Consider the following 26,879-nt stretch of genomic DNA (forward strand, 5'->3'; position numbering starts at 1 on the left):
GGGGCGGCGGCGGGGGCGGCGGCGCGACGACGGGTGGCGGCGGTTCCGGCTTGCGCGGACGCACGACAGGGGGACGCGGCTTCTTCGGTTCCTTCGGCTCGACGGTTTCGACGGGCTCGGGCTCAGGCTCGGATGCGGCGACGGGCGCGGGGACGTTCAGCAGCGTCACCGTCGCTTCGCTGATGGGCGCGGGCGGCTGTTCGGTGGGCCCGAACAGGCTGCACCCCGACAGGATGGCGATGAAGGCCGCAAAAACGGCCAAAAACAAAAGACGGAAGGCTGGACGTAGGAAACCGCCGTTCATCAAGTGGGACTCCGTGGCCAGGGCGGCAGGCCGATGCAGGTGCTGTCGCAAACAAACGATCCAGAGACTCATGCGGGCATCGAAAGCCTCGCCGGCAATGCATTAAAGGCGTGGTTTGCCGAGAGTTTAACCCGTGACGCCGCGCGGCCCTTGTTTCGTCTGCGCTTGCGGGGCGCGGAATGCACGGCGCCGCTTCGCAAACGGCGCTGTCGATGCGGTGGCCGCGCGAGCGCGCCGGCTGCATTCAACATCGGCTTCAAAGCGCTTTCAGCAGGGCTTGCGCGCCTGTCGGGCGGCGCGAAGCGAGTAGGTGTTAACACGCGGGTCGCGAGCGCGCGTTGCCGTGATTCAAACGATATAAGGATCGCGACATGCCCGGCATCTTTTTATCGCGATGGGACTTATAAGGCGATTCGCCTAACCTTCGCCTCAACACAAAAAGAACAACGGCGCGACACGCGGCATCACGGACGACGTCCACGGGCGCGCCGAGGGCCGGGAAAGCGCAACACATACCGACTACTCAACGAGACGAACCTGATGACGGCGCCGCCGCTGAAGCGGCCGCCGTTTCAGCATGCTGATAAAGGAGGCACTCATCATGATGGAACCCCAGGCCCAGAGCATCGCGGAAGCCGGCAGCGAGGTGTTCGAAGGCACCCGCGGCGGGCAGACGTTCATCGACCGCTTTTTCGACATCACCGCGCGCGGCAGCACGGGACGTCAGGAGATCATCGCAGGCATCACGACGTTTCTCGCGATGGTGTATTCCGTGTTCGTCGTGCCGGGCATGTTCGGCAAGGCGGGCTTCGACACGAGTGCTGTGTTCGTCGCCGTGTGTCTGACGACGGCGTTCGGTTCGCTATTGATGGGCATCTGGGCGCGCCTGCCGATCGCGATCGGCTGCGCGATCTCGCTGACGGCATTCACCGCGTTCGGCCTCGTGCTCGGCAAGGGCTTGCATCCGAACGTCGCGCTCGGCGCCGTGTTCCTGATGGGGCTCGTCTTCACCGCGATTTCGGTGACGGGCGTGCGCTCGTGGATTCTGCGCAATCTGCCTGCTGGCGTCGCGCATGGCACGGGCATCGGCATCGGGCTCTTTCTGCTGCTGATCGCGGCCAACGATGTCGGCCTCGTTGTGAAGAATCCGGGGCCGGGGCTGCCTGTGTCGCTGGGCCATATCACGTCGCTGCCGGTGCTGATGTCGGTGGGCGGCCTCGCTGCGATCTTCGGCCTCGTGCGCCGTCGCGTGCCGGGCTCGATCCTGATCGTGATCGTCGCGATCTCGGCGCTTGCGCTGCTGATCGATCCCGCCGTCGCGTTCCATGGCGTGTTCGCATTGCCGTCGCTGAGCACGCCGGGGCACGCTTCGCTGATCGGCGCGATGGACATCAAGGGCGCGTTGTCGCTTGCCGTGCTGCCTAGCGTGCTCGCGCTCGTGATGACGGCCGTGTTCGACGCGACGGGGACGATCCGCGCGGTCGCAGGGCAGGCGGGCCAACTCGACGAGAACGGCCGCATCATCAACGGTGGCCGCGCGCTGACAGCCGACTCGCTCAGCTCGATCTTCTCCGGCCTGATGGGCGGCGCGCCGGCTGCCGCGTACATCGAATCGACGGTGGGCGTCGCGGCAGGCGCGAAGACGGGTCTGGCGGCTGCCGTGGTCGGCTTGCTGTTCCTCGTCGTGATGTTCTTCTCGCCGCTCGCCGCGCTCGTGCCCTCGTATGCGACGGCGCCCGCGCTGATGTACGTCGGCTTGCTGATGCTCTCCAGCGTGAGCAAGCTGCACATGGACGATATGGTCGATTCGATGTCCGGCCTCGTGTGCGCCGTGTTCATCGTGCTGACGGCCAATATCGTCACGGGCATCATGCTGGGCTTCTGCACGCTCGTGATCGGCCGCGTGGTCAGCGGCGAATGGCGCAAGCTGAACGTGGGCACAGTGGCGATCGCTATCGTGCTGGCCGTGTTCTATCTTGGCGGCTGGGCGATCTGATTCTTTGGATTGTTGCGGCGATACGGGTGTTGCCCTTTGCGGGGCAGCACCCGTTTTTTTTTGTAGCGACTCCAGAGCACGCAGGCATTGCAAGCGACCGCGCCGATTATTTGCACAAGGCGATTGTTTAATAATCCTCATGGTTTCACGATTGGAAACACGACAGTATGGCCGATCAGGTCGATGTCCTTCGTGAGCGCGAAGTGTGTCGACCTGATGAAACCGGGGCCACGTTGCGGAGGATTAAATGGACGACGTCAGGCTGGTTTTCGCGTCTTCGCTCAAACCGCTTGCCACGTTCATTGGCTTCGCACTGGTCAACGGCCTCTATGGTCCGGCGGCATCCGCGGCCTGTGCGACATCGTCGAACGTCACCACCTGCAACACGAACGCGCCGTCTCCGTGGACCAGTACTGTGGGGCAGGGACCGGCCACGCCGGCCGGCGCCACCGTGACACTCGCGCCGAGCGCGCAGATCGTCACGGGCAATGCCAACGCGATCAGCCTCGGCGACAACACGACCATCAACATCGGCGCGGGCGCGCTCGTGCAGAACAAGGCAACCAGCGGCGCCGGCCTCTCGAGCGCCGGCAACAATACGGTCGAGTTCGGTTCGAACGGCAACATGACGGTCGGCGCGGGCGCGTCCGTCAAGTCGACGGGCTCGGCTCGCAACGCGGAAGCCATCAACGTGATCGGCACAGGCAACACGATCACCAACTTCGGACTGATTTCAGGCGTCAACTCGGCTGCTATATGGTTCGAAGACCGGACCATCGGCACGCCGAATACAGTCGACAACTACGGCACGATCCAGACAGGCAGCGGCGCCGCGGGTAGCACGCTCGGCAACGTGATCGGCAACTCGAGTCACGGCAATGTGAACTTCATCAACCGCACGGGAGCGACCGTGCAGGGCAGCCTGTCGTTTGCGAGCGGCAACGACTCGCTGACGCTCGAAGCCGGCTCCGTGATCACGGGCAGCTTCGATGGCGGCGGCGGCACCAATACGCTCACGTTGTCGGGCGTCACGGGCTCGAGCGATACGCTGCCCGGCAACATCTCCAACTTCCAGACGCTGACCAAGACGGGCGCGGGCACGTGGACGCTGTCGGGCACGGTCGGCAACAACGCGGGCACGCCGCTCGCAGTCGATGTCCAGCAGGGCACGCTGGCCCTGACGGGCAATAACGCCAGCTTCAACGGCTCCGTGCTGGTCGAGGGCGCGGGCACGCTTCAGGCGCGCGCGCAAAGCCTGCCGCCGACCGTTACCGACAACGGCCTCGTGCTGTTCGCGCAGCCCGACAACGGCACCTACGCCGGCCTGCTCAAGGGCACGGGCGCGGTCACCAAGACGGGTGTGGGCGTGCTGACGCTATCGGGCAACAACACATATCAGGGCAACACGTTGATCCAGGGCGGCGCGATCGCGATCAGTGCCGATAGCGGACTGGGCGGCGCGAGCGGTGCGGTGACGCTCGATGGCGGGGCGCTGGAACTGCAGCGCAGCTTCAATCTTTCACCGTCGCGCGCGATCACGGTCACGCCGAACAACGGCGCGATCATCACCGATGCGGGCGTGAGCAGCGTGCTCGGTCAGCCTGTCGCGGGCGCAGGTTCGTTCACCAAGGGCGGTGCCGGTACGCTGGCGCTCACAAACACGAGCACATATGCGGGCAGCACGACGATCGCGGGCGGCACGCTGCAACTGGGCAATGGCGGCACGACAGGCAGCCTTCCCGGCGGCGCAGTGACGGACAACGGCATCCTCGCGTTCAACCGCAGCGATCAGGTGGGCTTCGGCAATCCGATCTCCGGCAGCGGCGGCGTCATCCAGAACGGCAGCGGCACGACGATTCTCACCGCGAGCAACTCGTACGGCGGCGTCACCAACGTCGATGCGGGCGCTCTCTACGTGAACGGCAACCAGGCGGGCACGGGCACCGCAACCGTCGCGAGCGGCGCGACGCTGGGCGGAGCGGGCGCGCTGGGCGGCAGTGTCGCGGTCGGCAACGGCGGCACGCTGTCGCCTGGCGATGTCGACGCCACGCCGGGCACGCTGACGATCGGCGGCGATCTGTCGTTGGGCAGCAGCTCGACGCTGAACTACAGCTTCGGCCAGGCCGGACAGGTCGGCGGCCCGCTGAACGATCTGACCGACGTGGGCGGCAATCTCACCCTCGGCGGCACATTGAACGTCGTCGCGACGCCGGGCGGAACGTTCTCGCCAGGCCTTTATCGCGTCATCAGCTATGCGGGGGCACTGGGGGGCGGCGGCCTCGCACTGGGCACCGTGCCGACACCGGGCAACTATTTCATTCAGACCTCGATCCCCAATCAGGTCAATCTGATCAACACGAGCGGCCTGACGTTGAACTACTGGGACGGCCAGATCCCGGCGCAGAGGAACAACGGAAGCATCGACGGCGGCAACGGCACCTGGACGAGCTCGCTCGGCAACGACAACTGGACCAACGAGAGCGGCCTCGTCAATGCGCCTTACAGCAATGGCGCATTCGCGATCTTCGTGGGCGCGCCGGGCACCGTGACTGTCGACACGAGTCTGGGCGCGGTACAGGCCGCAGGCATGCAGTTCGGAGTCGATGGCTACAACATCGTCGGCAATCCGTTGACGTTGACGGGAGGCGCAACGCCCGCCACCGGCTCGGTCATTCGCGTCGGCGACGGCACGCGTGCGGGCGCGGGCTACACGGCCACCATCGCCGCGCCTGTCCATGGCAGCGCCACGCTCGTCAAGAGCGATCTGGGCACGCTGGTGCTGAGCGGCGCGAACACATACACAGGCGGTACGCAGATCAACGGCGGCACGCTGCAGGTGAGCCAGGACGCCAACCTCGGTGCCTCGGGCGGCGCGCTGGGACTCGACGGCGGCGCGCTGCACACGACGCAAAGCTTCGGCACGTTGCGCAATACGACGCTGGAGCCGGGCGGAGGCACGTTCGATACCGATGCGGGAACCACGCTCGCGATGGGCGACGGCGTGTCCGCTGCCGGCATGATCGGCGGCGCGGGTGGCCTGGTGAAGACGGGCGGCGGCACGCTCGCGCTCGCGGCCGACAACACCTACACGGGCGGCACCACGATCGAAGCAGGCACGCTTCAGCTGGGCGCAGGCACAGCGACAGGGAGCATCGCCGGCGATGTGACGGACAACGGCACGTTGGCCTTCAACCGCGCCGATACGTTCACCTTCGGCGGCATCGTTTCCGGCGCGGGCGCGCTTGCGCAGACGGGCAGCGGCACCACGGTCCTCACGGCCGCGAACACGTACACTGGCGGCACCACGATCAGCGCGGGCGGGCTGCAACTGGGCAACGGCGGCGCGAGCGGCAGCATCGTCGGCAACGTGACGGACAACGGCAGCCTGACGTTCAACCGTTCCGACAGTTTCAGCTTCGGCGGCGCGATTTCAGGCACCGGCAGCGTCACGCAAAGCGGCACGGGCACGACGGATCTGAGCGCAGCCAACAGCTATACGGGCGCGACCACGGTCAATGCGGGAGCGCTTTACATCGACGGCGACCAGAGTCTCGCGACGGGCACGACGACCGTCGGCGCCGCCACGCTGGGCGGTGCTGGCACGATCGGCGGAAGCGTCAATATCGCCGGCAACGGCAGCGCGGGCGGCACGCTGTCGCCAGGCACCCGTTCGACGGCGCCGGGCACGCTCACCATCAACGGCAACCTGTCGCTCGCCAGCAACTCGTCGCTGGACTACCGCTTCGGCGCCGCAAACACGGTGGGCGGCGCGTTCAACGACCTGACCAACGTCGGCGGCAATCTGACGCTCGGCGGCACGCTGAACGTCACGCTGTCGCCGGGAGGAAGCTTCGATCCGGGCGTGTACCGCGTGATCAACTACGGCGGCACGCTCACCAGCAACACGCTGAGCCTCGGCACCGTGCCGGCGGGGTCGTTCTTCGTGCAGACCTCGGTGAGCCACGAGGTCAATCTCATCAACACGACGGGCGTCACGCTGAACTATTGGGACGGGGGCGCCGGTCCGAAGAACAATAGTTCAGTCGACGGCGGCAGCGGCGTCTGGAACGCAGCCGCGCCCGGCGGCAACGACAACTGGACCGACCAGAACGGCACCCTCAACGCGCCGTGGGCCAATCAGGCATTTGCAATCTTCATGTCGACGCCGGGCACGGTCACCGTCGACAGCAGCACGTCGACGGGCAATGGCCCCGTCGTGGCGAGCGGGATGCAGTTCGCGAGCAACGGCTATGTGATCAACGGCAATACGCCCGCCGATGCGATCACGCTGGTGGGCACGGGCACAGGAGTGGGCATGACGGCTTCGTCCGTGATCCGCGTTGGCGACGGCACGGCGCAAGGCGCCGGATACACGGCAACCATCAACGCGCAACTGACGGGGGCCTCGCAACTCGTCAAGACCGACCTCGGCACGCTGATCCTCGAGGGCGCCAACACGTACACAGGCGGGACCGCAATCGACGGCGGCGTGCTGCAGATCGCCGCCGACAACAACCTGGGCGCGCCCGGCACGGCATTGAGCGTCGACAGCGGCACGCTGCGCACCACGGCCGACATGACATCGGCGCGCGCGACGACCCTCGGCGCGAACGGAGGCACGTTCGACGTCACGGCGGGCACGACGCTCGAACTCGACGCGGCGGTCGGCGGCACGGGCGCGCTCAGCAAGACCAGCGCCGGTGCGCTCGTGCTCGCGCAGGACAATGTGTATTCGGGCGGGACGATCATCGGCGCGGGCACGCTTCAACTCGGCAATGGCGGCACGTCGGGCAGCGTCATCGGCAATGTGACGGATAACGGCACACTCGCATTCGATCGCAGCGACGCGGCAACATTCGGCGGACTGATTTCGGGCACCGGCAGTGTGAATCAGCTCGGCTCGGGCACGACGATCTTCACTGCCGACAACACCTACAGCGGCGGCACGACCATCAGCGGCGGCACGTTGCAACTGGGCAATGGCGGCACGTCGGGCAGCGTCATCGGCAATGTGACGGATAGCGGCACGCTCGCATTCGATCGCAGCGACGCCGCGACATTCGGCGGACTGATTTCGGGCACCGGCAGTGTGAATCAGCTCGGCTCAGGCACGACGATCTTCACCGCCGACAACACCTACAGCGGTGGCACGACCATCAGTGCCGGCACGCTGCAACTGGGCAACGGCGGCACGTCCGGCTCGATCGCCGGCAATGTCACGGACAACGCCACACTGGCGTTCAGGCGCGCCGACACGGTGACTTTCGCCGGCGTGATCGGCGGAAGCGGCACGCTGAACCAGCTGGGCACCGGCACGACCATGCTCACCGGCGACAACACGTATGGCGGCGGCACAACGATCGGCGCGGGCACGCTGCAGCTAGGCAACGGCGGCACGTCCGGCAGCATCGTCGGTGACGTGACTGACGAAGGCATACTCGCTGTCGATCGCGCCGATACGCTGCCGCTCGGCGGCCGCATCACGGGCGCGGGTGCGCTGCTGCAGCAAGGCACGGGCACGACGGTGCTGACGGGCTTCAATACGTACTCGGGCGGCACAATCATCAGCGGCGGCACGCTGCAACTGGGCAACGGCGGGGCGACGGGCAGCATCACGGGCGACGTGCTCGACAACGGCACGTTGACCTTCAATCGCGCGGACCTGATGCCCTTCGTCGGCACGATTTCCGGGTCGGGCGCCGTAGTTCAGCAAGGCAGCGGCACGACGGTGCTGAGCGGCGCCAACGCCTATGGCGGCCCGACCCTGGTGACGGGCGGCGCGCTCTTCATCGACGGCGACCAGAGCGGCGCCGCCGGGCCGACGACGGCGACAGGCGGAGCCACGCTGGGCGGCACGGGCACCATCGGCGGCGATGTGGCTATCGTCAGCGGCGGCACGCTGTCGCCGGGCGATGTCGGTGTCGCGCCGGGAACGCTGACGATCAACAGGAACCTGACCCTGAACAGCGGTGCGCTGCTGTCGTACAGCTTCGGCCAGGCGAATGTCGTGGGCGGTCCGCTCAACGATCTCACCGTGGTCAAGGGCAACCTGACGCTCGCGGGCACGCTGAACGTGCAGACGACGGAAGGCGGTACGTTCGATCCCGGCATCTACCGCGTATTCAGCTACACAGGCTCGCTCACGAATAACGGCCTCGCGCTCGCTGCGATCCCTTCGCCGGACTTCACCGTGCAGACATCGGTCGACAAGCAGGTGAATCTCGTCAATCCATCGGGGCTCGCGCTGAATTTCTGGGACGGCGCGGCAGGGCCGAAGAACGACTCCAGCGTCAATGGCGGCGACGGCGTTTGGCAGAACTTCAACGGCAACAACAACTGGAGCAATCCGTCGGGTGCGCTGAACGGCGTGTTCGCGGATGCGTCGTTTGCCGTTTTCATGGCGAAGCCCGGCACCGTCACCGTCGATGACAGTCTCGGCAGCGTCCACGTGTCGGGCATGCAGTTCGCAAGCGACGGCTATGTGGTGAAGGGCGCGCCCATCACGTTGATCGGCACGCCTCAGACACAGGGCGCAGCCGTGATCCGGGTCGGCGACGGCAGCAGCGCCGGCGCGGCCTACACGGCGACCATCGATTCCGTGTTGACGGGCACGGCGTCCCTGGTGAAGAGCGACATCGGCACACTCGTGTTGAACGCGGCCAACACCTATACGGGTGGCACGGCCATCAACGGTGGCGTCCTGCAGATCGCGGGCGATGCGAACCTCGGCGCGTCGGCGGGAGCGCTGAGCCTGAACGGCGGCACGCTGCGCACCACGGCGAGCTTCAGCGAATCGCGCGCTACCACGCTCGGCGATCTGGGCGGCACGTTCGATACGGCGGCGGGCACGCAATTCACGCTGGCCACCGACATCGGCGGCAGCGGGTCGCTCACGAAGATGGGGGCGGGCACCACGATTCTCACCGGCACGAACACCTATGTAGGCGGGACGACGGTCAGCGCGGGCACGCTGCAACTGGGTAATGGCGGCGCAAGCGGAAGTGTGTCCGGCGACATCCGCGACAACGCGACGTTGACATTCGACCGCTCGGACCAGTTTGCGCTCGCTGGCGCGGTGTTCGGCACGGGCCGTGTCATCCAGCAAGGCTCGGGCACGACGATCCTCAACGCGAACAACACGTACCTCGGCACGACGACGGTCAATGCCGGCACCCTCGCCGTCGGCGATGCCGCCCATTCATCTGCTGCACTGAGCGGCGGTGGCAATACGATCGTACGGGCAGGCGCTACGCTGGGCGGCTACGGCAGCGTGACGGGCAATGTGATGAACCTCGGCACGATTGCGGTTGCCGACGCGATCCCGGCGTTCGGCAACGCAGCCGGCAACGTGGCCGCGGCAGCTGCGGCAGGCGGCGCGACGGCGCATGCGCAGACGACGCCGCACTCTGCCGCACAAGGCGCAACAGATGGCGGCACGGGCAACTTCAACATCGTCGGCAACCTCGCCAACGCAGGGCTTGTGCAACTCGGTGGGCCAGGCGTTGGAAACACGCTGACGGTGGCCGGCAACTACGTCGGGCAGCAGGGCGCCGTCGCGCTGAACGCGAAGCTCGGCGCCGACAATTCGCCGGCCGACCGCCTCGTGATCAGCGGCGGCAGTGCGACGGGTTCGACGATGCTGAAAGTGACCAACGTCGGCGGCGCCGGCGACCAGACCGTGTCGGATGGCATCCAGGTCGTGCAAGCGACGAACGGCGCGACCACGGCGCCAGGCGCATTCACAGGGGGCCCTGCGAGTGCTGGCGCATACACGTACCAGTTGTTTCGCGGCGGCATCCACCCCGGCACCGAAGACAACTGGTATCTGCGCTCGGCGTTGATGCCGAACGAATTGCCCTCCGCCACGCCCACACCGCCACCACCCGCGCCGCCAATTCCCATCTATCGCGCGGCGGTGCCCGTCTATGCGGAGGTGCCGTCGCTCGCACGCGAACTGATGGTGCAGCAGATCGGCACGTTCCATGACCGCATGGGCTCGCAGGACCTGCTGACCGAAACGGGCACCGTGCCCGCCTCATGGGGACGGTTGTGGGGCGATCACCTGTCCGAGGATCACGACGGCACGGTGAGTCAGTCGTTCAGCGGCACCGTGATGGGAGCCCAGGCAGGGCAGGACGTGTATGCCGATTCGACCGCGAGCGGCCATCGAAACCACTATGGCTTCTTCCTCGGCTATGCTCGCGCGAGTGGCGACGTCAAAGGTTTCGCACTCGCACAACCCGATTTTGCCGCGGGCAGCCTGTCGATCGACTCATACAGCGCCGGAGCGTACTGGACACACGTCGGGCCGGGTGGCTGGTACACGGATACCGTGCTGATGGGCAGCACGATGACTATCAATCCCGAGTCGAACGCGGGAGATCACACGTCCACTCACGCGAACGCGTTCACCGCGTCGCTGGAAGGCGGACTGCCGATTGCCTTGCAGCACAACCTCACCGTCGAGCCGCAGGCGCAACTCGTGTTCGAGCACACACACATCAACGATCTGAACGATGGCGTGTCGAGCGTGAGCTGGAGCAGCGCGAACGAACTGATCGGCCGGCTCGGCGTGCGGCTCGCGGGGCAGCTCTCGGGCCACGGGATGCAGTGGCAGCCGTATCTTCGGCTCGATGTGCTGCGCTATTTCGGCGGCCACGACCAGACGACTTTCGCGAACCATACGACGATCGACTCGAACGCGGGCTCTACCCAGGGACATGTGGGCGTGGGCGTATCGGCGCACGTGAATAACCGGGTCAGCGTCTACGCGACTGCGGGCTACTGGTTCAATCTCGGCACGTCGCATCGGGCTACCGTCGAGGGCAATGCCGGTGTGCGCCTGAGCTGGTAAGTTCGCTTGACAAGGCGTCCTCGTGCTCTACACTTAACCTCATGGTTAAGTTTCAAGACGGCACACTCGATCGCACATTCGCGGCGCTGGCCGACCCCACGCGCCGCGCGCTGCTGTCGCGCCTGTCCGATAGCGTGGATCTGTCCGTCTCCGAACTCGCCGAACCGTTCTCGATGTCGCTGCCCGCCGTGATGAAGCACCTCGACGTGCTGTCGGACGCGGGGCTCATCACGCGGACCAAGACGGGCCGCACGGTCGCGTGCCGTCTGTCGGCGGGGCCGATGGAGGAGGCGATGGAATGGCTGCGCCGCTATCAGCGGTTCTGGTCCGAAGCGCTCGATCAACTGGCCGCCTACGTGGAGGAACAGTCATGCCCGACCGCCCCAGTCTCACACTCCAGCGACACATCAACGCGCGCCCGGCGAAAGTCTTCAGCGCGTGGACGGACCCGCAGCAAATCGTGAAGTGGCTGCATCCCGGCGGCTGCAACGTCGTTCACGCCGAGATGGAACTGAGGGCAGGCGGCCGTTTTCACATGATCATGCGCGCGCCCGATGGCGAAGAGCACGACGTGAGCGGCGTCTTTCGCGAAGTCGCGATGAACGAAAAGCTTGTCTACACATGGGCGTATCGCTCGACGCCAGAACGTGAGTCCATCGTCACATTCATGCTGAAGGCGGATGGCGACGGGACGTGGCTGACGCTGAAGCACGAACAGTTCTTCGACGAAGCCGCGCGCGATGCGCATCGGGGCGGCTGGACGGAAGCGCTGGACGGACTCGAACACTATTTCTCGTGAAGGTCGCGCTCGCCTGCATGGAGCGAACGCAGAGCGAATGCAGAGCGAACAGGCCGTGCAACCGGAGGAACTGATGGAACAGCACAAGATCGTTTCACGCGAAGAATGGCTTGCCGCGCAACGCGCGCATCTCGTCGAAGAAAAGGCGTTCACGCGCGCACGCGATGCGCTTGCGAAAAAGCGCCAGGCACTGCCATGGATGAAAGTCGACAAGACCTATACGTTCGATACGCCCGATGGCGAGAAGACGCTCGCGGATCTTTTCGCGGGGCGCAGCCAGTTGATTGTGTATCACTTCATGCTTGGACCCGACTGGGAGCAGGGATGTCCCGGCTGTTCGTTCCTGTCCGATCATATCGACGGCGCGCTCGTGCATCTCGCGCATCGCGACGTGACGTATGTGGCCATCTCGCGCGCGCCGCTCGAAAAAATCGAGGCATTCAAAGAGCGCATGGAGTGGCGGTTTCCGTGGGTGTCGTCGTTCAGCAGCGACTTCAATTACGACTTCAACGTGTCGTTCACGACGCAGCAGGAAGCCGAAGGCAAGGTGTTCTACAACTTCGAAACACAGGACTACGCGTGCGACGAACTGCCCGGCATGAGCGTGTTCTACAGGAACGACAAGGGCGAAATCTTCCGCACGTTCGCGTCGTATGCGCGCGGCGGCGAGCCGCTGATCAGCACGTATACGCTGCTCGATTACGTGCCGAAGGGCCGCGACGAAGACGAGAACAAGATGATGGGCTGGATGCGCCATCACGACCGCTATGAAGACGGCGTGACGGGCAAATCGCTGGCTGAAGGGAAAGAGGCGGATGCGTGCTGCCATTCCGCGCTGCACAAGTGAACGCCCACGAGTAGTCAGGACACTCGGATCGGGCCCGCGTTTACAGCGACATTTCAAACGCGGGCTTGAGAAAGACTTCGATGGCCATCACGACGAGGCCCATCGCGCCTGACGCGAGCGTGAGCGTGCCGTATTCGTCGTAACGCGAGTCGTACAGGCACGCGATCACGAAGAGAATCGCGAGCAGATTCGTCAGCCAGTCGAAATTGAGTGCAAGCAGCATTGAATGATCCGGGCTCGTGCCGATAGATCAAAATCGTCGTGATCCTGATCGAACGGATTCTAGCGGCGCGAGCTTACGGATAAGCAACAGCCGGACTTGCAGCGTGTGCGTTGGGCAACGTTTTGCGCGCTTCTACGCGTCTTTCATCATGTCGTTCCCGATCCAGTCGATCACCGATGTGCGCGTCGGTTGCCAGCCGAGCAGGTCACGCGCGCGAGTGCCGCGCACGCGGCTATTCGAGCCGAGTCCATACGACGCCATTTCGTAGCCCCATTCGGCGATCGCCTGCTCGAGCGGCCAGTCTTGCGCGGGACCGAGATGCAGCGCCTTCGCGATAGCCGTGCTCATGTCGCGGAACGACGCTTCGCCGCTTTCGACGAAATAGAACGTGCCCGCCGGGCTCTTGTCGAGCGCGAGACGATACAGCTCGACGACGTCGTCGATGAACACGTTCGACCAGATGTTGCCGCCGCTGCCGACATGCCGCACGACGCCGCTCTTTTGCGCCTGACGCACGAGACGCGGCAACTGCACGCTCGCACTGCCTTTGACCGCGCCGTGTCCATAGATCAGCGTATTGCACAGCACCGACGAACGGATGCCGCGCTGCGCTGCATCGAGCACGAGCCGGTCGATCTCGACGCGCGGCGCCTTGTCGGCCGTCGGCTCGGGCAGCGCATCTTCCGTGTAGATCTTCGCGTCGCCGCGTTCGCCGCCCGACGCATCGCCGACGATGCTCGATCCGCTCGTATGCAGAAGCGGCTTGCCGGAGCCCGCGAGTCCGTCGATCAGCGCAACGACTGCGCCGCGATGGTCGCTGCTCGCCGCGTTGATGACGGCGTTGGCGGCTTGGGCTTGCGCGGTCAGCAGAGTGCGGTCGTCGAGCGTGCCTGTCACGGGCTCGATGCCTAGGCGTTTCAGTTCGGCCGCGTGTTCCGGGTTGCGGATCAGGCCCGTCACGCGATGGCCCGCGCGCACGAGCCCCGCCGCAATCGATCCGCCGATATAGCCGCTTGCGCCTGTCACGAAGATGTTCAAAACGTTCTCCTTGCGAGAAAAGACTTGGGACGGCGTCAGTATGGCGGCGCAAGGTTCTTGCAAAAAGCGCGCGGGTCTCAAATCAATCTTGACTCGAAATCAAGAATGCGGCCGCGTGGCGGACGTCGGCTGGCGCGGCCGCTTTTTGTCCGCTTGCCAACGCGTAAATCACACGTGTATATACAAGTTATCGACGCGGCTCGACGAGGCACGTGAACCAGGGCGCGAATTGCCCGATCGCCAGCGAGACTGCGAAAACTGCGAGATCCATGCCAGAACGCCTTGTTCGATCTAATGGAAAGCCCTTACCCGAATTCGCAAAATTTGAGTTGTATATACAAGCTGTCGCCGATACACTTCTCGAAATTGTATAGACAGGAACTCACACCATGATTCTCACGCCAGGCTCCCTGACTCTGCCCCAACTGCGCCAGATCGCGCACGAACAGGTAACGTTGCAACTCGATCCCGCGAGCTTCGCCGCCATCGACGCCTGCGCTCAAGCCGTCGCGGACATCGCCGCCAAGGGCGAGCCGGCGTACGGCATCAACACGGGCTTTGGCCGCCTCGCGAGCACGCATATCCCGCACGATCAGCTCGAACTGCTGCAGCGCAATCTGGTGCTGTCGCATGCCGTCGGCATCGGCGAGCCGATGTCGCTGCCCGTCGTGCGTCTGCTGATGGCGCTCAAGTTGTCGAGCCTCGGCCGCGGCCACTCGGGCATTCGCCGCGAAGTGATGGACGCGTTGATCAAGCTGTTCAACGCCGACGTGCTGCCCGTGATCCCCGTGAAGGGTTCGGTCGGCGCATCGGGCGACCTCGCGCCGCTCGCGCATATGTCGGCCGTGCTGCTCGGCGTCGGCGAAGTGTTCGTGAAGGGCGAGCGCTTGCCGGCGACGGAAGGCCTGCGTCTCGTCGGCCTCAAGCCGCTGACGCTGCAAGCGAAGGAAGGCCTCGCGCTGCTGAACGGCACCCAGGCATCGACGGCGCTCGCGCTCTACAACATGTTCGCGATCGAAGACCTGTACCGCACCGGCCTCGTGGCGGGCGCGCTGTCCGTCGATGCGGCGGCCGGCTCCGTCAAGCCGTTCGACGCGCGCATCCATGAACTGCGCGGCCATCAAGGCCAGATGGATGCGGCAGCTTCGTACCGCGCGCTGCTCGACGGTTCCGCGATCAATCTGTCGCATCGCGATTGCGGCAAGGTGCAGGACCCGTACAGCCTGCGCTGCCAGCCGCAGGTGATGGGCGCGTGCCTCGACCAGATGCGTGCCGCCGCGCAAGTGCTGCTCGTCGAAGCAAACGCGGTGTCCGACAACCCGCTGATCTTCCCGGACACGGGCGAAGTGCTGTCGGGCGGCAACTTCCACGCCGAGCCCGTCGCGTTCGCCGCCGACAATCTCGCGCTCGCCGCATCGGAAATCGGCGCGCTCGCCGAGCGCCGCATCGCGCTGCTGATCGACGCGACGCTGTCGGGCCTGCCGCCGTTCCTCGTCAAGGATGGCGGCGTGAACTCGGGCTTCATGATCGCGCACGTCACTGCCGCCGCGCTCGCATCGGAGAACAAGACGCTGGCTCACCCGGCATCCGTCGATTCGCTGCCCACGTCGGCGAACCAGGAGGATCACGTGTCGATGGCGACCTTCGCCGCGCGCAAGCTCGCCGACATCGCCGACAACACCGCGAACATCCTGTCGATCGAGTTGCTCGCCGCCGCGCAGGGCGTCGATCTGCGCGCGCCGCACAAGACGAGCCCTGCGCTGCAAAAGGTGATGGACACGGTGCGTGCGCACGTCGCGCATTACGAGCTCGACCATTACTTCGCGCCGGATATCGCGGCGATCACGAAGCTCGTGCAGGACGGCACGATCGCGGCGCACAGCCCGTTCTCGTTCGTCTCCGAGCAACGCTAGACCACTTGCACAGCGGCAGAGCGAGAGAGAAGCCCAGCATGAACGCACCCGCCTATCAGGGAATCAAGGACTTCATCCTCGCCCGCATCCACGCGGGCGAATGGAGCGAAGGGCATCAGGTTCCATCGGAGAACGAGCTTGCGCGCGAGTTCAACGTCGCGCGCATGACGGTCAACCGCGCGCTGCGCGAATTGACGGCCGAGCAGGTGCTCACGCGCGTTCAGGGCTCGGGCACGTTCGTCGCGCGGCCGAAGTACGAGTCGACGCTGGTGGCGATCCGCAGCATCTCCGACGAGATCGTCGCGCGCGGCCATCGCTATCACGCGAACGTGCTGCTCGTGGGCGCTGCGATCGCCGACGAAGAGCTTGCCGCTGAAATGCAGGTGAGCGCGGGCAGCCCGATCTTTCACTCGCGCGTGCTGCATTTCGAGAACGACGAGCCGGTGCAACTCGAAGAACGCTGGGTCAATCCCGCCGTCGCGCCCGAATACGCATTGCAGGACTTCACGAACACGACGCCGAATCAGTACCTCGTGCGCGTCGCGCCGCTGCAGCGCGTCGAGTACCGCATCGAAGCATCGGCGCCGGACGCCGACACGCGCCGGCTTCTGACGATGGACGACGTCGAGCCGTGCCTCGTGCTGCATCGTCGCACGTGGTCGCAGAGTGTGGTCGCATCCATTGCGAACCTCTGGCATCCGGGCAACCGTTACCGGTTCACCGGCCACTTCTGACACTGCTGATTTCGTTTTCGTTCGATCCATTCGCTCAGTTATCACCTCAGTCATCACTGTTACTAGCGCTTCCGAGGGCAACATGAACAACCCGAAACACATCGACCCGCGTCTCGACCCGACTCGCACGATCCGCGCGCCGCGCGGCAGCGAGAAAACCTGCAAGACCTGGATCGCGGAAGCCGCGTACCGGATGATCCAGAACAACCTGGACCCGGAAGTGGCCGAGCATCCGCATGCGCTCGTCGTGTACGGCGGCATCGGCCGTGCGGCGCGCAACTGGGATTGCTTCGACCAGATTCTTGCATCGCTGAAGAACCTCGAAGAGAACGAGACGCTGCTGGTGCAATCGGGCAAGCCTGTCGGCGTGTTCCGCACGCACGCCGACGCGCCGCGCGTGCTGCTCGCGAATTCGAACCTCGTCCCGCACTGGGCAAACTGGGACCACTTCCACGAACTCGACCGCAAGGGCCTGATGATGTACGGCCAGATGACGGCGGGCAGCTGGATCTATATCGGCAGCCAGGGCATCGTGCAGGGCACGTACGAGACGTTCTTCTCAGTGGCTAACCAGCACTTCGACGGCAATCCGAAGGGCCGCTGGATCTTGACGGGCGGTCTCGGCGGCATGGGCGGCGCGCAGCCGCTCGCGGCGACGATGGCGGGCTTCTCGATGATCGCCGTCGAATGCGACGAGACGCGCATCGACTTCCGCCTCAAGACGCGCTACGTCGATAAAAAGGCGAAGACGCTCGACGAAGCGCTCGCGATGATCGACGAAGCGAAGAAAACGGGCTCGCCCGTTTCGATCGGCCTGCTCGGCAATGCTGCCGATGTGTTCGCGGAACTCGTCAAGCGCAACATCACGCCCGACTGCGTGACGGACCAGACGAGCGCGCACGACCCGATTCACGGCTATCTGCCGCAAGGCTGGACGATCGAAGACTGGCGCGAGCGTCAGAAGACGGACCCGCAGAGCATCGTGACGCCCGCGAAGCAGTCGATGGCGAAGCAGGTTCAAGCGATGCTCACGCTGCAGCAACGCGGCGCGGCTACGCTCGACTACGGCAACAACATCCGTCAGATGGCGCTCGAAATGGGCGTGCAGAACGCGTTCGATTTCCCCGGCTTCGTGCCCGCGTATATCCGTCCTTTGTTCTGCGAAGGCAAGGGACCGTTCCGCTGGGTCGCGCTGTCGGGCGATCCCGAGGACATCTACAAGACGGACGCGAAGGTCAAGGAACTGATCCCCGATGATCCGCACCTGCACAACTGGCTCGACATGGCGCGCGAGCGCATCGCGTTCCAGGGCTTGCCGGCGCGTATCTGCTGGGTCGGCGTGAAGGATCGCTATCGTCTCGGCCAGGCGTTCAACGAAATGGTCAAGAAGGGCGAGCTGAAGGCGCCGATCGTGATCGGCCGCGATCACCTCGATACGGGATCGGTGGCGAGCCCGAACCGCGAAACGGAAGCGATGAAGGACGGCTCGGATGCCGTCAGCGACTGGCCGCTGCTCAACGCGCTGCTGAACACGGCGGGCGGCGCGTCGTGGGTATCGCTGCATCATGGCGGCGGCGTCGGCATGGGCTTTTCCCAGCATGCGGGCGTCGTGATCGTCGCCGATGGCTCGGACGCCGCGCATGAGCGCCTCGGCCGCGTGCTGTTCAACGACCCGGCGACGGGCGTGATGCGTCACGCGGACGCTGGCTACGAACTCGCGCAGAAGACGGCGCGCGAAGCCGGCCTCAAGCTGCCGATGCTGGGCCGCTGATCGTGAGCGCGACGTCATCGGCCGCAAGCGTGTCGCTGATCCGCGGCGCGGATCTCGTGGCGTCGCCGTGGAAGAACGGCGGCGGCGTCACGCGCGAAGTCGCGGCTTATCCCGCGGGCGCGGCGCTCGATGCGTTCGTGTGGCGCGTGAGCGTCGCCGATGTCGGCGCGGCCGGTCCGTTCTCGCGCTTCGCGGGCATCGACCGGACGCTCGTGCTGCTGTCGGGCGCGGGCATGATGCTCGACGAAGCGGACGAAGGGCAACGAGTGATGCACGCGCTGCGCGAGCCGCTCGATATCGCACGCTTCAAAGGCGAGACGGCCATCGACGCGCGTCTCGTCGACGGCCCGACGCGCGACTTCAACCTGATGGTGCGGCGTGGTGCGGCGACGGGCGAAGTCGCGATCTGGCGCGACGAAGCGCGCGCGCAGCTCGATGCCGACGCCGTGCTGCTGTTCTGCGCACAAGGGGCGCTCGATGTCGCGCTCGGCGACGAGATGAAAGCAGCCACGCTCACGGCCAACGACACCTTGCGCATCGACAACGCACGCGCATTGCGATGCGAGGTAAAAGGCAAGGGCGCGTTGCTCGCCGTCAGCATTCGCTATACGGACAAGTCGCGAGCCTGAACCTGCTTTGAACGCAATGGGCCTGCCCTCAACAGACTGCCTTCGACGACATCCGCAATGAAGCCAATCGTCTGGAACCATCTCAAGCTCTGCGCGCAGGGCAACCCCAACGAAACGATCGACGATGCCGCGATCGCCGTCGAGAACGGCCGCATCGCATGGCTCGGCGCGGCGCGCGAATTGCCTCCGCAGTACACAGCGTGGCCGCGCGAAGACCTGGGCGGCGCGTGGGTGACGCCGGGGCTCGTCGATTGCCATACGCATCTCGTATACGGCGGCCAGCGCGCCGACGAATTCGCGCAGCGTCTCGCGGGCGTGAGCTACGAGGAAATCGCGAAGCAGGGCGGCGGCATTGTGTCGACGGTGCGCGCGACGCGTGCCGCCGACGAGGCATCGCTCTTCAGTCAATCGGCGGCGCGGCTCGAACCGATGCTCGCCGAAGGCGTGACGGCCATCGAAATCAAATCCGGCTACGGGCTCGATCTGCAATCCGAGCGCAAGATGCTGCGCGTCGCGCGGCAACTGGGCGAGCGTTATCCCGTGACCGTCTACACGACGTTTCTCGGCGCGCATGCGTTGCCGCCGGAATTCGCGGGCCGCGCGGACGACTACATCGATGAAGTGTGCGAGCACATGCTGCCCGCGCTTGCCGACGAAGGACTCGTCGATGCCGTCGACGTGTTCTGCGAGCGTATCGGCTTTTCGCTCGAACAGAGCGAGCGCGTGTTCAACGCCGCGGCGCGGCGCGGATTGCCCGTCAAGATGCACGCGGAGCAACTGTCGAACAGCGGCGGCACGGCGCTCGCCGCGCGTCATCGCGCGCTGTCGGCGGATCATCTGGAGTTTCTCGACGAAGCGGGCGTCGCCGCGATGAAGGAAGCGGGCACCGTCGCCGTGCTGCTGCCGGGCGCGTTCTACTTCATCCGCGAAACGCAGTTGCCGCCGCTCGACCTGCTGCGCCGCTACGAAGTGCCGATTGCGATTTCGACCGACAGCAATCCGGGCACGTCGCCCGCGACCTCGCTGCTGCTGATGATGAACATGGCGACGACGCTCTTCCGGATGACCGTCCCTGAAGTGCTGCAAGGCGTGACGCGCCATGCGGCGCAGGCGCTCGGCAAAGCGGATAGGCATGGCGCGCTCGCGGTCGGGCGTGCCGCCGACTTCGCGGTGTGGTCGGTGCAATCGCTTGCGGAGCTCGCGTACTGGATCGGGCGTCCGCTGTGCGAGCGGGTCGTGCGCGGCGGCGAGACGGTTTATACGCGACGCGGCTGATCGCGCGCGGGAGCGCGTGCACAGGCACGGAAACACGCATACGCGCAGACGCACGCACGGACACGCGATCACACGCACGCCAACGCAACGAGATTCCGACACGACATGACTCAAGCCACTCAATCGCTTTTCGCCGATCACGCGTTCCTGCCCGAAGGCTGGCGCCACAATGTGCTGCTGCAATGGGACGCGCACGGCGCGCTGCTTTCCGTCACGCCCGACACGCAAGCGCCCGCAGGCATCGCGCGCGCGAGCGGCCCCGTCTTGCCCGGCATGCCGAATCTTCATTCGCACGCGTTTCAGCGCGCGATGGCGGGCCTCACCGAATACCGGGCCGCGTGCCAAGGCGCCACCGACAACTTCTGGAGCTGGCGCGACCTGATGTATCGCTTCGCCGCGCGCATCACGCCGGAAGGGCTCGCGTCGATTGCGCAATGGCTCTACATCGAAATGCTGAAGGCGGGCTACACGTCCGTCTGCGAGTTCCATTACGTGCACCACATGCAGGACGGCAGGCGTTATGCGAACGCGGCGGAACTGGCGCAACGCGTCGTCGATGCGGCAGGCGAGAGCGGCATCGGCATCACGATGCTGCCCGTGCTCTATCAGTATGCGGGCTTCGGCGCGCAGCCGCCGCGCGACGACCAGCGCCGCTTCATCAACACGCCGGAGAGCCTGCTTGCGCTGCTGGATACGCTGCGCGGCGCGCGCCGCGAGCATGGCGCGCTGCGCTACGGCGTCGCGCCGCATTCGCTGCGCGCGGTGTCGAACGATACGCTGCGCACGCTGCTCGATGGCCTCGATGCGATGTCGCCGGGCGCGCCCGTGCATATCCATATCGCCGAGCAGACAGCGGAAGTGGACGCGTGCTTCGCAACGGAAGGCGCGCGGCCCGTGCAATGGCTGCTCGATCGTTTCGACGTCGATGCGCGCTGGTGTCTCGTGCACGCGACCCATATCGACGCCGACGAAACCGCCGCGCTCGCGAAGAGCGGAGCCGTCGCGGGCCTGTGCCTGACGACGGAAGCGAATCTCGGCGACGGCATCTTTCCCGCGCACGATTATCTCGCTCAGAACGGACGCATCGGAATCGGCAGCGACAGCCATATCGGCGTCGACTGGCGCGCGGAACTGCGGCTGCTCGAATACGGCCAGCGCCTGTCGAAACGGCAGCGCAACGTGCTCGCATCGGCGGACATGCCGCGTGTCGCCGACCGCCTGTTCGCTGCGTCGCTGGAAGGCGGCGCGCTCGCGACGGGCCGCGCGGTCGGCGCGTTGCGGGCAGGCGCGCGCGCCGATTTCATCGTGCTCGATGCGAATCATGCGAGCATCGCGGAGCATGCGAGCGACGCGTGGCTGTCGGGTGTCGTATTCTGCGAGCACGGAGAGACGCCCATCCGCGATGTGTACGCGGGCGGCGCGAAGGTCGTCGAAGACCGCAAGCATCGCGACGAAGCGCGCGCGTATGCGCAATATCGCGCAGCGCTTTCCGATCTGCTGAAATGAAGCCAGCCGCCGGCGCTCTCGCCGGTCCGAATCCACTTTGAGAAGCACTGACGACATGACCGCGACGCACAACTTGCCTGTCTTCTCGCTGCATCGGGGAAGCCTGCCGATGCTGATCTCGATCCCGCATCTGGGCACGCGTATTCCCGACGACATCGCCGCGACGATGAGCCCCGTCGCCGCACGCACCGACGATTGCGACTGGCATCTCGACCGCCTGTATGCGTTTGCGAAACGCATGGGCGCGTCGATTCTCACGCCCATCTATGCGCGCTACGTAATCGATCTGAACCGTCCGCCCGATGGCGCGAACCTCTATCCGGGGCAGGACACGACGGGCCTGTTGCCCGTCGATACGTTCGACAAGGAGCCGCTCTATCGCGACGGCCATCTGCCCGACGATGCGGAAGCCGCGCGCCGCCGCGACGCGTACTGGAAGCCGTATCACGAGGCCTTGCAGGGCGAACTGGCCGCGCTGAAGGCAAAGCACGGCAACGTGCTGCTGTGGGAAGCGCACTCGATCCGCTCGCAAGTGCCGCGCTTCTTCGACGGGCGGCTGCCCGATTTCAACTTCGGTACGTCGAACGGCGCGAGCGCGGTCGAAGGGCTCGCCGAAACGCTGGCGAATATCGTCAACGGGCATGGCGGCTATACGGCCGTTGCAAACGGCCGCTTCAAGGGCGGCTATATCACGCGACACTACGGACAGCCCGCGCAGAACGTGCACGCCATCCAGCTCGAACTGTCGCAGATCACGTACATGCAGGAGCAGATGCCGTACGCGTACGGCGAAGTGCTTGCCGCGAAGGTCGAGCCGCTGCTCGAAACGCTCGTGAAGACGGCGCTCGAACGCGTCGTGGCCGCCTGATCCTCCTTTTTGCCCGCCACACGGTGAAATCCATGTAGCGGTGTCTTCATCGTGCGGAACGCCGCTTGCTTCCGGCAGTCAATTGCTGAATGAGGTGCGCGCGTCCGGTGCGCGCCACTGTTGTCTTTGCGCCGCAGCGTTCGGGCGAATCCGGTTGCGCGCCGCATGGCGATGCGACTATCTTTGTCGGACACAGCGCCTGGGCACGCGCCTTGCGCCGCGAGGCCGTCCGGCGAAGCATCGCGCAATCGGTGCGGCGTGTCGCGCCGCATGCGCTAGCAGCGAGACTGACGAAGGAAGACCCAGCGATGGAATATTCCGACGAATACCTGCTTCCTGTCTGGCGAACGAATCTGGCGCTGCTGACGCGCGAGGTCGGCGCGTCGATGCGTCTTGCGCGGATGATGACGTTCTCCCCGTCGTACCTGAAGCTGATGCTCGCGGGCCAGCGCGACTTCAGCGAAGAATTCGTGCGCGGCGTCGAAGCGGTGACGGGGCTGCCGCCCGGCTGGATGGATACGCCGCATGAATCGCACGACGTGCCCGACAATGCGCGCGATGCAATCGACAACGAAACGCCGCTTGCGCGCTTTCGCGGCACCGCGCATCCGGTGCGCAAGAAGTCGGTCCTGCGTCCGCCGGAGCCGATCTTCGGTCAGCAGCCGCAACGCCGTCCCGAGGACGACACTCACGAAGCCGAACAGCATCGGCGTCAGGCGCACTTTCGCAAGGTGCGCGATCTTGCCGTGCAGGAAGTGCGGCGCTTCGAACGCTATCTGACGCATCCGCCCGTCGAACTGGCGTCGGTGCGCGCGAAAGTCGAAGACGTAATGGCCGCCGCCGATCTCGACGAACAGATTCACGCCGATCTCGCCGGCCGTCTCGAACAGATCGACAAGCATCGCCATATGCTGCTGCGTCATACAGAGCGCTTGCACGCATTGCTCGCGCAGCTAGGCGAAGACGACTGAACGCGTCCCGCAGCAGTCGGTAGCGCATGATGTGTCAGAGCCGCGCGAGCGCGGCGCTGTCGAGAATGCGGATCTGCTTGCCGCGTGCATGCACGAGCCGCTCCTGCTGGAGCTTCGAGAACATCCGGCTGGCCGTTTCGAGCGTGATGCCGAGATAGCTGCCGATCTCGCAGCGCGTCATGCGCATGTTGAACTCGGTCGCCGAGTAGCCGCGCGTGCCGTAGCGCTCCGCCAGATTCAGCAGAAACGCGGCGACGCGCTGCTCCGCGCGCATCGTGCCGAGCAGCAGGATCACGTTCGCTTCTCGCACGATTTCCCAACTCATCATTCTGTGCAGATGCCGCTGCATCGGCTTGATTTCGCGGCACAGGTTCTCGAGCGGCTCGAACGGAATCACGCAGACGGTGCTGCGTTCGAGCGCGACCGCGCCGCAACGATGCTGGCCGCCGGCGATGCCGTCCAGCCCGAGTGTTTCCCCTGAGATCTGGAATCCCGTCACCTGCTCGCGTCCCTCGCGATGCATGACGACGGTCTTGAACGAGCCGCTGCGCAGGACGTAGACGCTGTGAAACGGATCGTTCGCGCGATAGAGGTTAGCGCCGCGCTGCACGGTGCGCACTTCGCAGACGAGCGAGTCCACTTGCGCGAGTTCGTCGGCGTTGAGATCGGCGGGGTTGCACAGCGTGTTGAGCGCCCATTGCGAGCAGCGGGGCGCCGGATGCAGTGCCGCGCCCGCGTTTAACCTGCGCACGAGGTCCGGTGCCTGGCTGAATGGGAGGGGCGAGTTCGTCGGCGCGTCGGCAAACAGCATGATGGCCTCCTTCAAGGGAACGCGCATGCGGGCCATGATGCACGCGCGGTGGTGTTGTCCCGCTTTCGCGTCATTGCGGAAGAGCGGCGCGGGCGGGCGATGTCGGCGTTGTATTGCGCGTGGTGCGCTCACGGTTCCTCGCTGTCGTCGAACAGTCTGTGGCGCATCGCGTAGCGGACGAGCGCCGTGCCGTGCGGCATCCGCATCTTCTCGAGGATGCGGGCCTTGTAAGTGCTGACGGTCTTCGTGCTCACGCACAGTTGCGTCGCGATCTCGCCGATTCTTTCTCCCGCCGTGATGCGCCGGAACACGTCGAATTCGCGTCTGCTGAGCCGCTGATGCGGCAGTGTTTCGACGGGCTCGGGCGGATTGCGAGCGATCTGCCCGGCCATTGCGACGCTCATGTGGATACCGCCGCTGGCGATCGTCGTCAGCGCGCCGATCAACTCGCCGCTTGCGCTTTCGCTGGTCAGATAACCCGATGCGCCCGCCTTGAATGCGCGCATCGCGTACTGCTCGTCGCCGTTCATCGTCAGCGCGAGTACCTGGATGCCCTGATCGATCTCCCTGATTTCGCGGATCAACTCGACGCCGGTGTGGCTCGCGATCGACGCATCGAGTATCAGGATGTGCGCTTGCGTCGTGCGCACCAGTGCGATCGTGCTGGCCGAATCGGCTGCTTCGCCGGCGACTTCGAAGTCAGGCAAGCGCAGCAGAATGTGGCGAATGCCTTCGCGTATCAATGCGCGATCGTGTGCAATGAGGATGCGGATCATGAGTGCGGCTCTATAAGTTGAAAGGGCGTTCAAGGGGAACGCGTTCTCACGCGCGAGTGGCACGATTCAAGTGTCGTCGCGCGTAATGTCATTTCGATCGCGTTGTCGATTAATTAATGCATTCACCATGTTTGATATCGCTTATGTAACTACCGGATAGCCGGCATTTCATTGTTGAAAACAAAGCGGATTGGTCTCGCATGGGAATAATTTGTCCCCCTCCAAACGGAGGGTGCCACTTCGACTTTTCTCGACATAGACTCTCTGCTAATCGGTCGGAGATGTAACCAGATGTTGCCGGAAGCGCGCCGCGAGCGGCGTGCGCCAACGCACCGGATGCGCGCGACTCAACGATGTATTCAGCGCTCCGCCACATGTCGTTTTGCACACGCGCAATCAAATGCGCGAAGGAAAAAGATCTCCGCGTCAAGGCCAGCGACTCACAATTGTGTTCTGCATGTTTTCGCTTGCTCATCGGATGTCTCCATTACGATAGCGAGTTGGCAATGCAAACGGCGCTTTGCCGTATCGCGAGTCGAGATGTATATGATTTTTCCTTAAAAATAATATGTCCCATAGGATAACTAAGAAATAGATGTGGTTGAAAACAGCATTTTCATTTTTGAAAAAGGTTTCTTATGGATCTAAACGCGACTCGTATGTTCGTTACGGCAGTGCAGACGGGCACCCTTTCTGCTGCGGCAGCACGCCTTAACGTTCCGTTGCCCACGTTGAGCCGGCGCATCCGGCGGCTCGAGCGCGACTTGCGCGTGCAACTGATCGAGCGCGGCACACGGGGCGTGACGCTGACGCGCGCCGGCATGCAGTTTTATGAAACGACTGACTTCGGGATCGACTCATTGCTCAAAGCCGAGGACGTGCTGAGATCGGGGCAGGCTCACTACGAAGGCGTGCTCAGGCTTTCGTTGCCGCCTTCGTTCGAGCCATGGTGGGAAATGCTCGGCGATTTTCAGGAGCGGTATCCTGCGATCAAGGTGTGTGTGTACACCAGCGAGCGCAATGTCGATCTGCGGCACGAGGGCATCGATGTTGCGCTGCGGGTTGGCCGGGTCGTCGAAGACAGCATGGTGGCGCGGCGGCTTGTCAGCTACCGGCATGTGCTGGTGGCGAGTCCGTCGCTCGCCGAGCGCCTCGATCCCGATTCTCCCGAGGCGCTGCATTCGTGCCCGTGCGCGGTCTGGTCGAACCAGCCGAACGACGAGAGCAGCTGGCGCCTGGGCGACCAGGCGCTGCGCGGCAGCGTGAGGCTCGTCACGAACGACTACCTTCATTTGCGCATTCGCGCGTTGCGTGGCGAGGTCGTGACGGAGCTGCCGCCGTTTCTCGCGGCGGACGCGATCCGCAATGGCACGCTGCGCGCTCTTTTCCCGAACCTCGTAATGCCCTTGCAGTACATCAGTCTCGTGTACCCGTCGCATCGCCATCCGTCGAGCCTCGTGAAGGCTTATCTCGACCATTGCGAGGAATATGTCGCTTCGTTCGAAGGGCTTGCCAACCAGGGGATGCACGCATCCGCAGCCGAGCGGCCGCCTCGCGCGTGACG

18 protein-coding genes and 1 pseudogene are annotated in these 26,879 nt (G+C 64.9%); 14 read left to right on the forward strand and 5 right to left on the reverse strand.

All coding sequences use genetic code 11. From position 1 onward, the window contains the following. Positions 1–304 (reverse strand): annotated as a pseudogene (locus BN2476_RS34550) (PRC-barrel domain containing protein); the annotation flags it as partial. A gap of 601 nt (positions 305–905) precedes the next feature. Here BN2476_RS34550 and BN2476_RS34555 point away from each other — a divergent pair. The 5 genes from BN2476_RS34555 to BN2476_RS34575 all read left to right on the forward strand — a co-directional run bounded on the left by BN2476_RS34555 (position 906) and on the right by BN2476_RS34575 (position 12,800). Next, positions 906–2,300, forward strand: coding sequence for an NCS2 family permease (locus BN2476_RS34555; protein WP_087738719.1), 1,395 nt, complete (start codon positions 906–908; stop codon positions 2,298–2,300). Positions 2,301–2,547: 247 nt separating this feature from the next. Then, entirely contained in the window at positions 2,548–11,154 is an 8,607-nt protein-coding gene (locus tag BN2476_RS34560; protein ID WP_087738689.1) for an autotransporter-associated beta strand repeat-containing protein, read from the forward strand. 41 nt (positions 11,155–11,195) lie between these two features. Beyond that, positions 11,196–11,618, forward strand: a complete 423-nt coding sequence (locus BN2476_RS34565; protein ID WP_087738690.1) for an ArsR/SmtB family transcription factor — start codon at positions 11,196–11,198, stop codon at positions 11,616–11,618. Continuing rightward, entirely contained in the window at positions 11,525–11,953 is a 429-nt protein-coding gene (locus BN2476_RS34570) for an SRPBCC family protein (RefSeq protein ID WP_087738691.1), read from the forward strand. Before BN2476_RS34565 ends, BN2476_RS34570 begins: the two co-directional genes overlap by 94 nt. A 73-nt stretch (positions 11,954–12,026) precedes the next feature. Beyond that, positions 12,027–12,800, forward strand: coding sequence for a DUF899 domain-containing protein (locus BN2476_RS34575; RefSeq protein WP_087738720.1), 774 nt, complete (start codon positions 12,027–12,029; stop codon positions 12,798–12,800). 40 nt (positions 12,801–12,840) lie between these two features. Here the strand turns inward: BN2476_RS34575 and BN2476_RS34580 are convergent, their stop codons facing one another. Together BN2476_RS34580 and BN2476_RS34585 are read right to left on the reverse strand one after the other, a co-directional pair. After that, positions 12,841–13,023, reverse strand: a complete 183-nt coding sequence (locus BN2476_RS34580) for a hypothetical protein (protein ID WP_087738692.1) — start codon at positions 13,021–13,023, stop codon at positions 12,841–12,843. A 132-nt stretch (positions 13,024–13,155) separates the two neighbouring features. Continuing rightward, positions 13,156–14,061 carry an NAD-dependent epimerase/dehydratase family protein gene (locus BN2476_RS34585; RefSeq protein WP_087738721.1) on the reverse strand — a complete coding sequence of 302 codons (906 nt, stop codon included), beginning with the start codon at positions 14,059–14,061 and terminating at the stop codon, positions 13,156–13,158. A 389-nt stretch (positions 14,062–14,450) separates the two neighbouring features. Here BN2476_RS34585 and hutH point away from each other — a divergent pair, with 389 nt between their 5' ends. From hutH to BN2476_RS34625, 8 genes are all read left to right on the forward strand, one after another. Continuing rightward, positions 14,451–15,974 (forward strand): histidine ammonia-lyase, encoded by a 1,524-nt coding sequence (hutH, locus tag BN2476_RS34590; RefSeq protein ID WP_087738693.1) that lies wholly within the window; start codon positions 14,451–14,453, stop codon positions 15,972–15,974. 38 nt (positions 15,975–16,012) lie between these two features. Continuing rightward, positions 16,013–16,708, forward strand: a complete 696-nt coding sequence (gene hutC, locus BN2476_RS34595; protein WP_087738694.1) for a histidine utilization transcriptional repressor HutC — start codon at positions 16,013–16,015, stop codon at positions 16,706–16,708. A gap of 82 nt (positions 16,709–16,790) precedes the next feature. Continuing rightward, positions 16,791–18,479, forward strand: coding sequence for a urocanate hydratase (gene hutU / locus BN2476_RS34600; RefSeq protein WP_087738695.1), 1,689 nt, complete (start codon positions 16,791–16,793; stop codon positions 18,477–18,479). A 2-nt stretch (positions 18,480–18,481) separates the two neighbouring features. Continuing rightward, complete coding sequence (locus tag BN2476_RS34605) at positions 18,482–19,108, forward strand: HutD/Ves family protein (RefSeq protein ID WP_087738696.1); 627 nt, start codon at positions 18,482–18,484, stop codon at positions 19,106–19,108. A 57-nt stretch (positions 19,109–19,165) separates the two neighbouring features. Continuing rightward, positions 19,166–20,383 (forward strand): imidazolonepropionase, encoded by a 1,218-nt coding sequence (gene hutI, locus BN2476_RS34610; RefSeq protein ID WP_087738697.1) that lies wholly within the window; start codon positions 19,166–19,168, stop codon positions 20,381–20,383. A 105-nt stretch (positions 20,384–20,488) separates the two neighbouring features. Continuing rightward, a complete protein-coding gene (locus BN2476_RS34615) occupies positions 20,489–21,889 on the forward strand; it encodes a formimidoylglutamate deiminase (RefSeq protein WP_087738698.1) in 1,401 nt (466 codons plus the stop codon). A 55-nt stretch (positions 21,890–21,944) separates the two neighbouring features. After that, positions 21,945–22,757, forward strand: a complete 813-nt coding sequence (gene hutG / locus BN2476_RS34620) for an N-formylglutamate deformylase (RefSeq protein ID WP_087738699.1) — start codon at positions 21,945–21,947, stop codon at positions 22,755–22,757. 308 nt (positions 22,758–23,065) lie between these two features. Further along, positions 23,066–23,728: a hypothetical protein gene (locus BN2476_RS34625; protein WP_087738722.1), complete on the forward strand. Its 663-nt coding sequence runs from the start codon at positions 23,066–23,068 to the stop codon at positions 23,726–23,728. 34 nt (positions 23,729–23,762) lie between these two features. Here BN2476_RS34625 and BN2476_RS34630 read toward each other — a convergent pair whose 3' ends face one another. Then, positions 23,763–24,539, reverse strand: coding sequence for a helix-turn-helix domain-containing protein (locus BN2476_RS34630; RefSeq protein ID WP_087738723.1), 777 nt, complete (start codon positions 24,537–24,539; stop codon positions 23,763–23,765). Between the two features lie 128 nt (positions 24,540–24,667). Next, a complete protein-coding gene (locus tag BN2476_RS34635; protein ID WP_087738700.1) occupies positions 24,668–25,315 on the reverse strand; it encodes a response regulator in 648 nt (215 codons plus the stop codon). 638 nt (positions 25,316–25,953) lie between these two features. On the opposite strand from BN2476_RS34635, the gene BN2476_RS34640 reads away from it, so the two are divergent. Then, complete coding sequence (locus tag BN2476_RS34640) at positions 25,954–26,877, forward strand: LysR family transcriptional regulator (protein WP_087738701.1); 924 nt, start codon at positions 25,954–25,956, stop codon at positions 26,875–26,877. Positions 26,878–26,879 lie beyond the last annotated feature (2 nt).

Source organism: Paraburkholderia piptadeniae, assembly GCF_900007165.1.
In the GTDB taxonomy this organism is placed as follows: domain Bacteria; phylum Pseudomonadota; class Gammaproteobacteria; order Burkholderiales; family Burkholderiaceae; genus Paraburkholderia; species Paraburkholderia piptadeniae.

Excerpts from the sequence above, each read along its gene's own strand:
- BN2476_RS34565 (WP_087738690.1), top strand. The coding sequence starts at position 11,196 with ATGGTTAAGTTTCAAGACGGCACACTCGATCGCACATTCGCGGCGCTG.
- BN2476_RS34580 (WP_087738692.1), bottom strand. The coding sequence starts at position 13,023 with ATGCTGCTTGCACTCAATTTCGACTGGCTGACGAATCTGCTCGCGATT.
- BN2476_RS34640 (WP_087738701.1), top strand. The coding sequence starts at position 25,954 with ATGGATCTAAACGCGACTCGTATGTTCGTTACGGCAGTGCAGACGGGC.
- hutH (WP_087738693.1), top strand. The coding sequence starts at position 14,451 with ATGATTCTCACGCCAGGCTCCCTGACTCTGCCCCAACTGCGCCAGATC.
- hutI (WP_087738697.1), top strand. The coding sequence starts at position 19,166 with ATGAAGCCAATCGTCTGGAACCATCTCAAGCTCTGCGCGCAGGGCAAC.
- BN2476_RS34615 (WP_087738698.1), top strand. The coding sequence starts at position 20,489 with ATGACTCAAGCCACTCAATCGCTTTTCGCCGATCACGCGTTCCTGCCC.
- hutC (WP_087738694.1), top strand. The coding sequence starts at position 16,013 with ATGAACGCACCCGCCTATCAGGGAATCAAGGACTTCATCCTCGCCCGC.
- BN2476_RS34625 (WP_087738722.1), top strand. The coding sequence starts at position 23,066 with ATGGAATATTCCGACGAATACCTGCTTCCTGTCTGGCGAACGAATCTG.
- BN2476_RS34630 (WP_087738723.1), bottom strand. The coding sequence starts at position 24,539 with ATGCTGTTTGCCGACGCGCCGACGAACTCGCCCCTCCCATTCAGCCAG.
- hutU (WP_087738695.1), top strand. The coding sequence starts at position 16,791 with ATGAACAACCCGAAACACATCGACCCGCGTCTCGACCCGACTCGCACG.
- BN2476_RS34635 (WP_087738700.1), bottom strand. The coding sequence starts at position 25,315 with ATGATCCGCATCCTCATTGCACACGATCGCGCATTGATACGCGAAGGC.
- BN2476_RS34575 (WP_087738720.1), top strand. The coding sequence starts at position 12,027 with ATGGAACAGCACAAGATCGTTTCACGCGAAGAATGGCTTGCCGCGCAA.
- BN2476_RS34570 (WP_087738691.1), top strand. The coding sequence starts at position 11,525 with ATGCCCGACCGCCCCAGTCTCACACTCCAGCGACACATCAACGCGCGC.
- BN2476_RS34555 (WP_087738719.1), top strand. The coding sequence starts at position 906 with ATGATGGAACCCCAGGCCCAGAGCATCGCGGAAGCCGGCAGCGAGGTG.
- BN2476_RS34560 (WP_087738689.1), top strand. The coding sequence starts at position 2,548 with ATGGACGACGTCAGGCTGGTTTTCGCGTCTTCGCTCAAACCGCTTGCC.
- hutG (WP_087738699.1), top strand. The coding sequence starts at position 21,945 with ATGACCGCGACGCACAACTTGCCTGTCTTCTCGCTGCATCGGGGAAGC.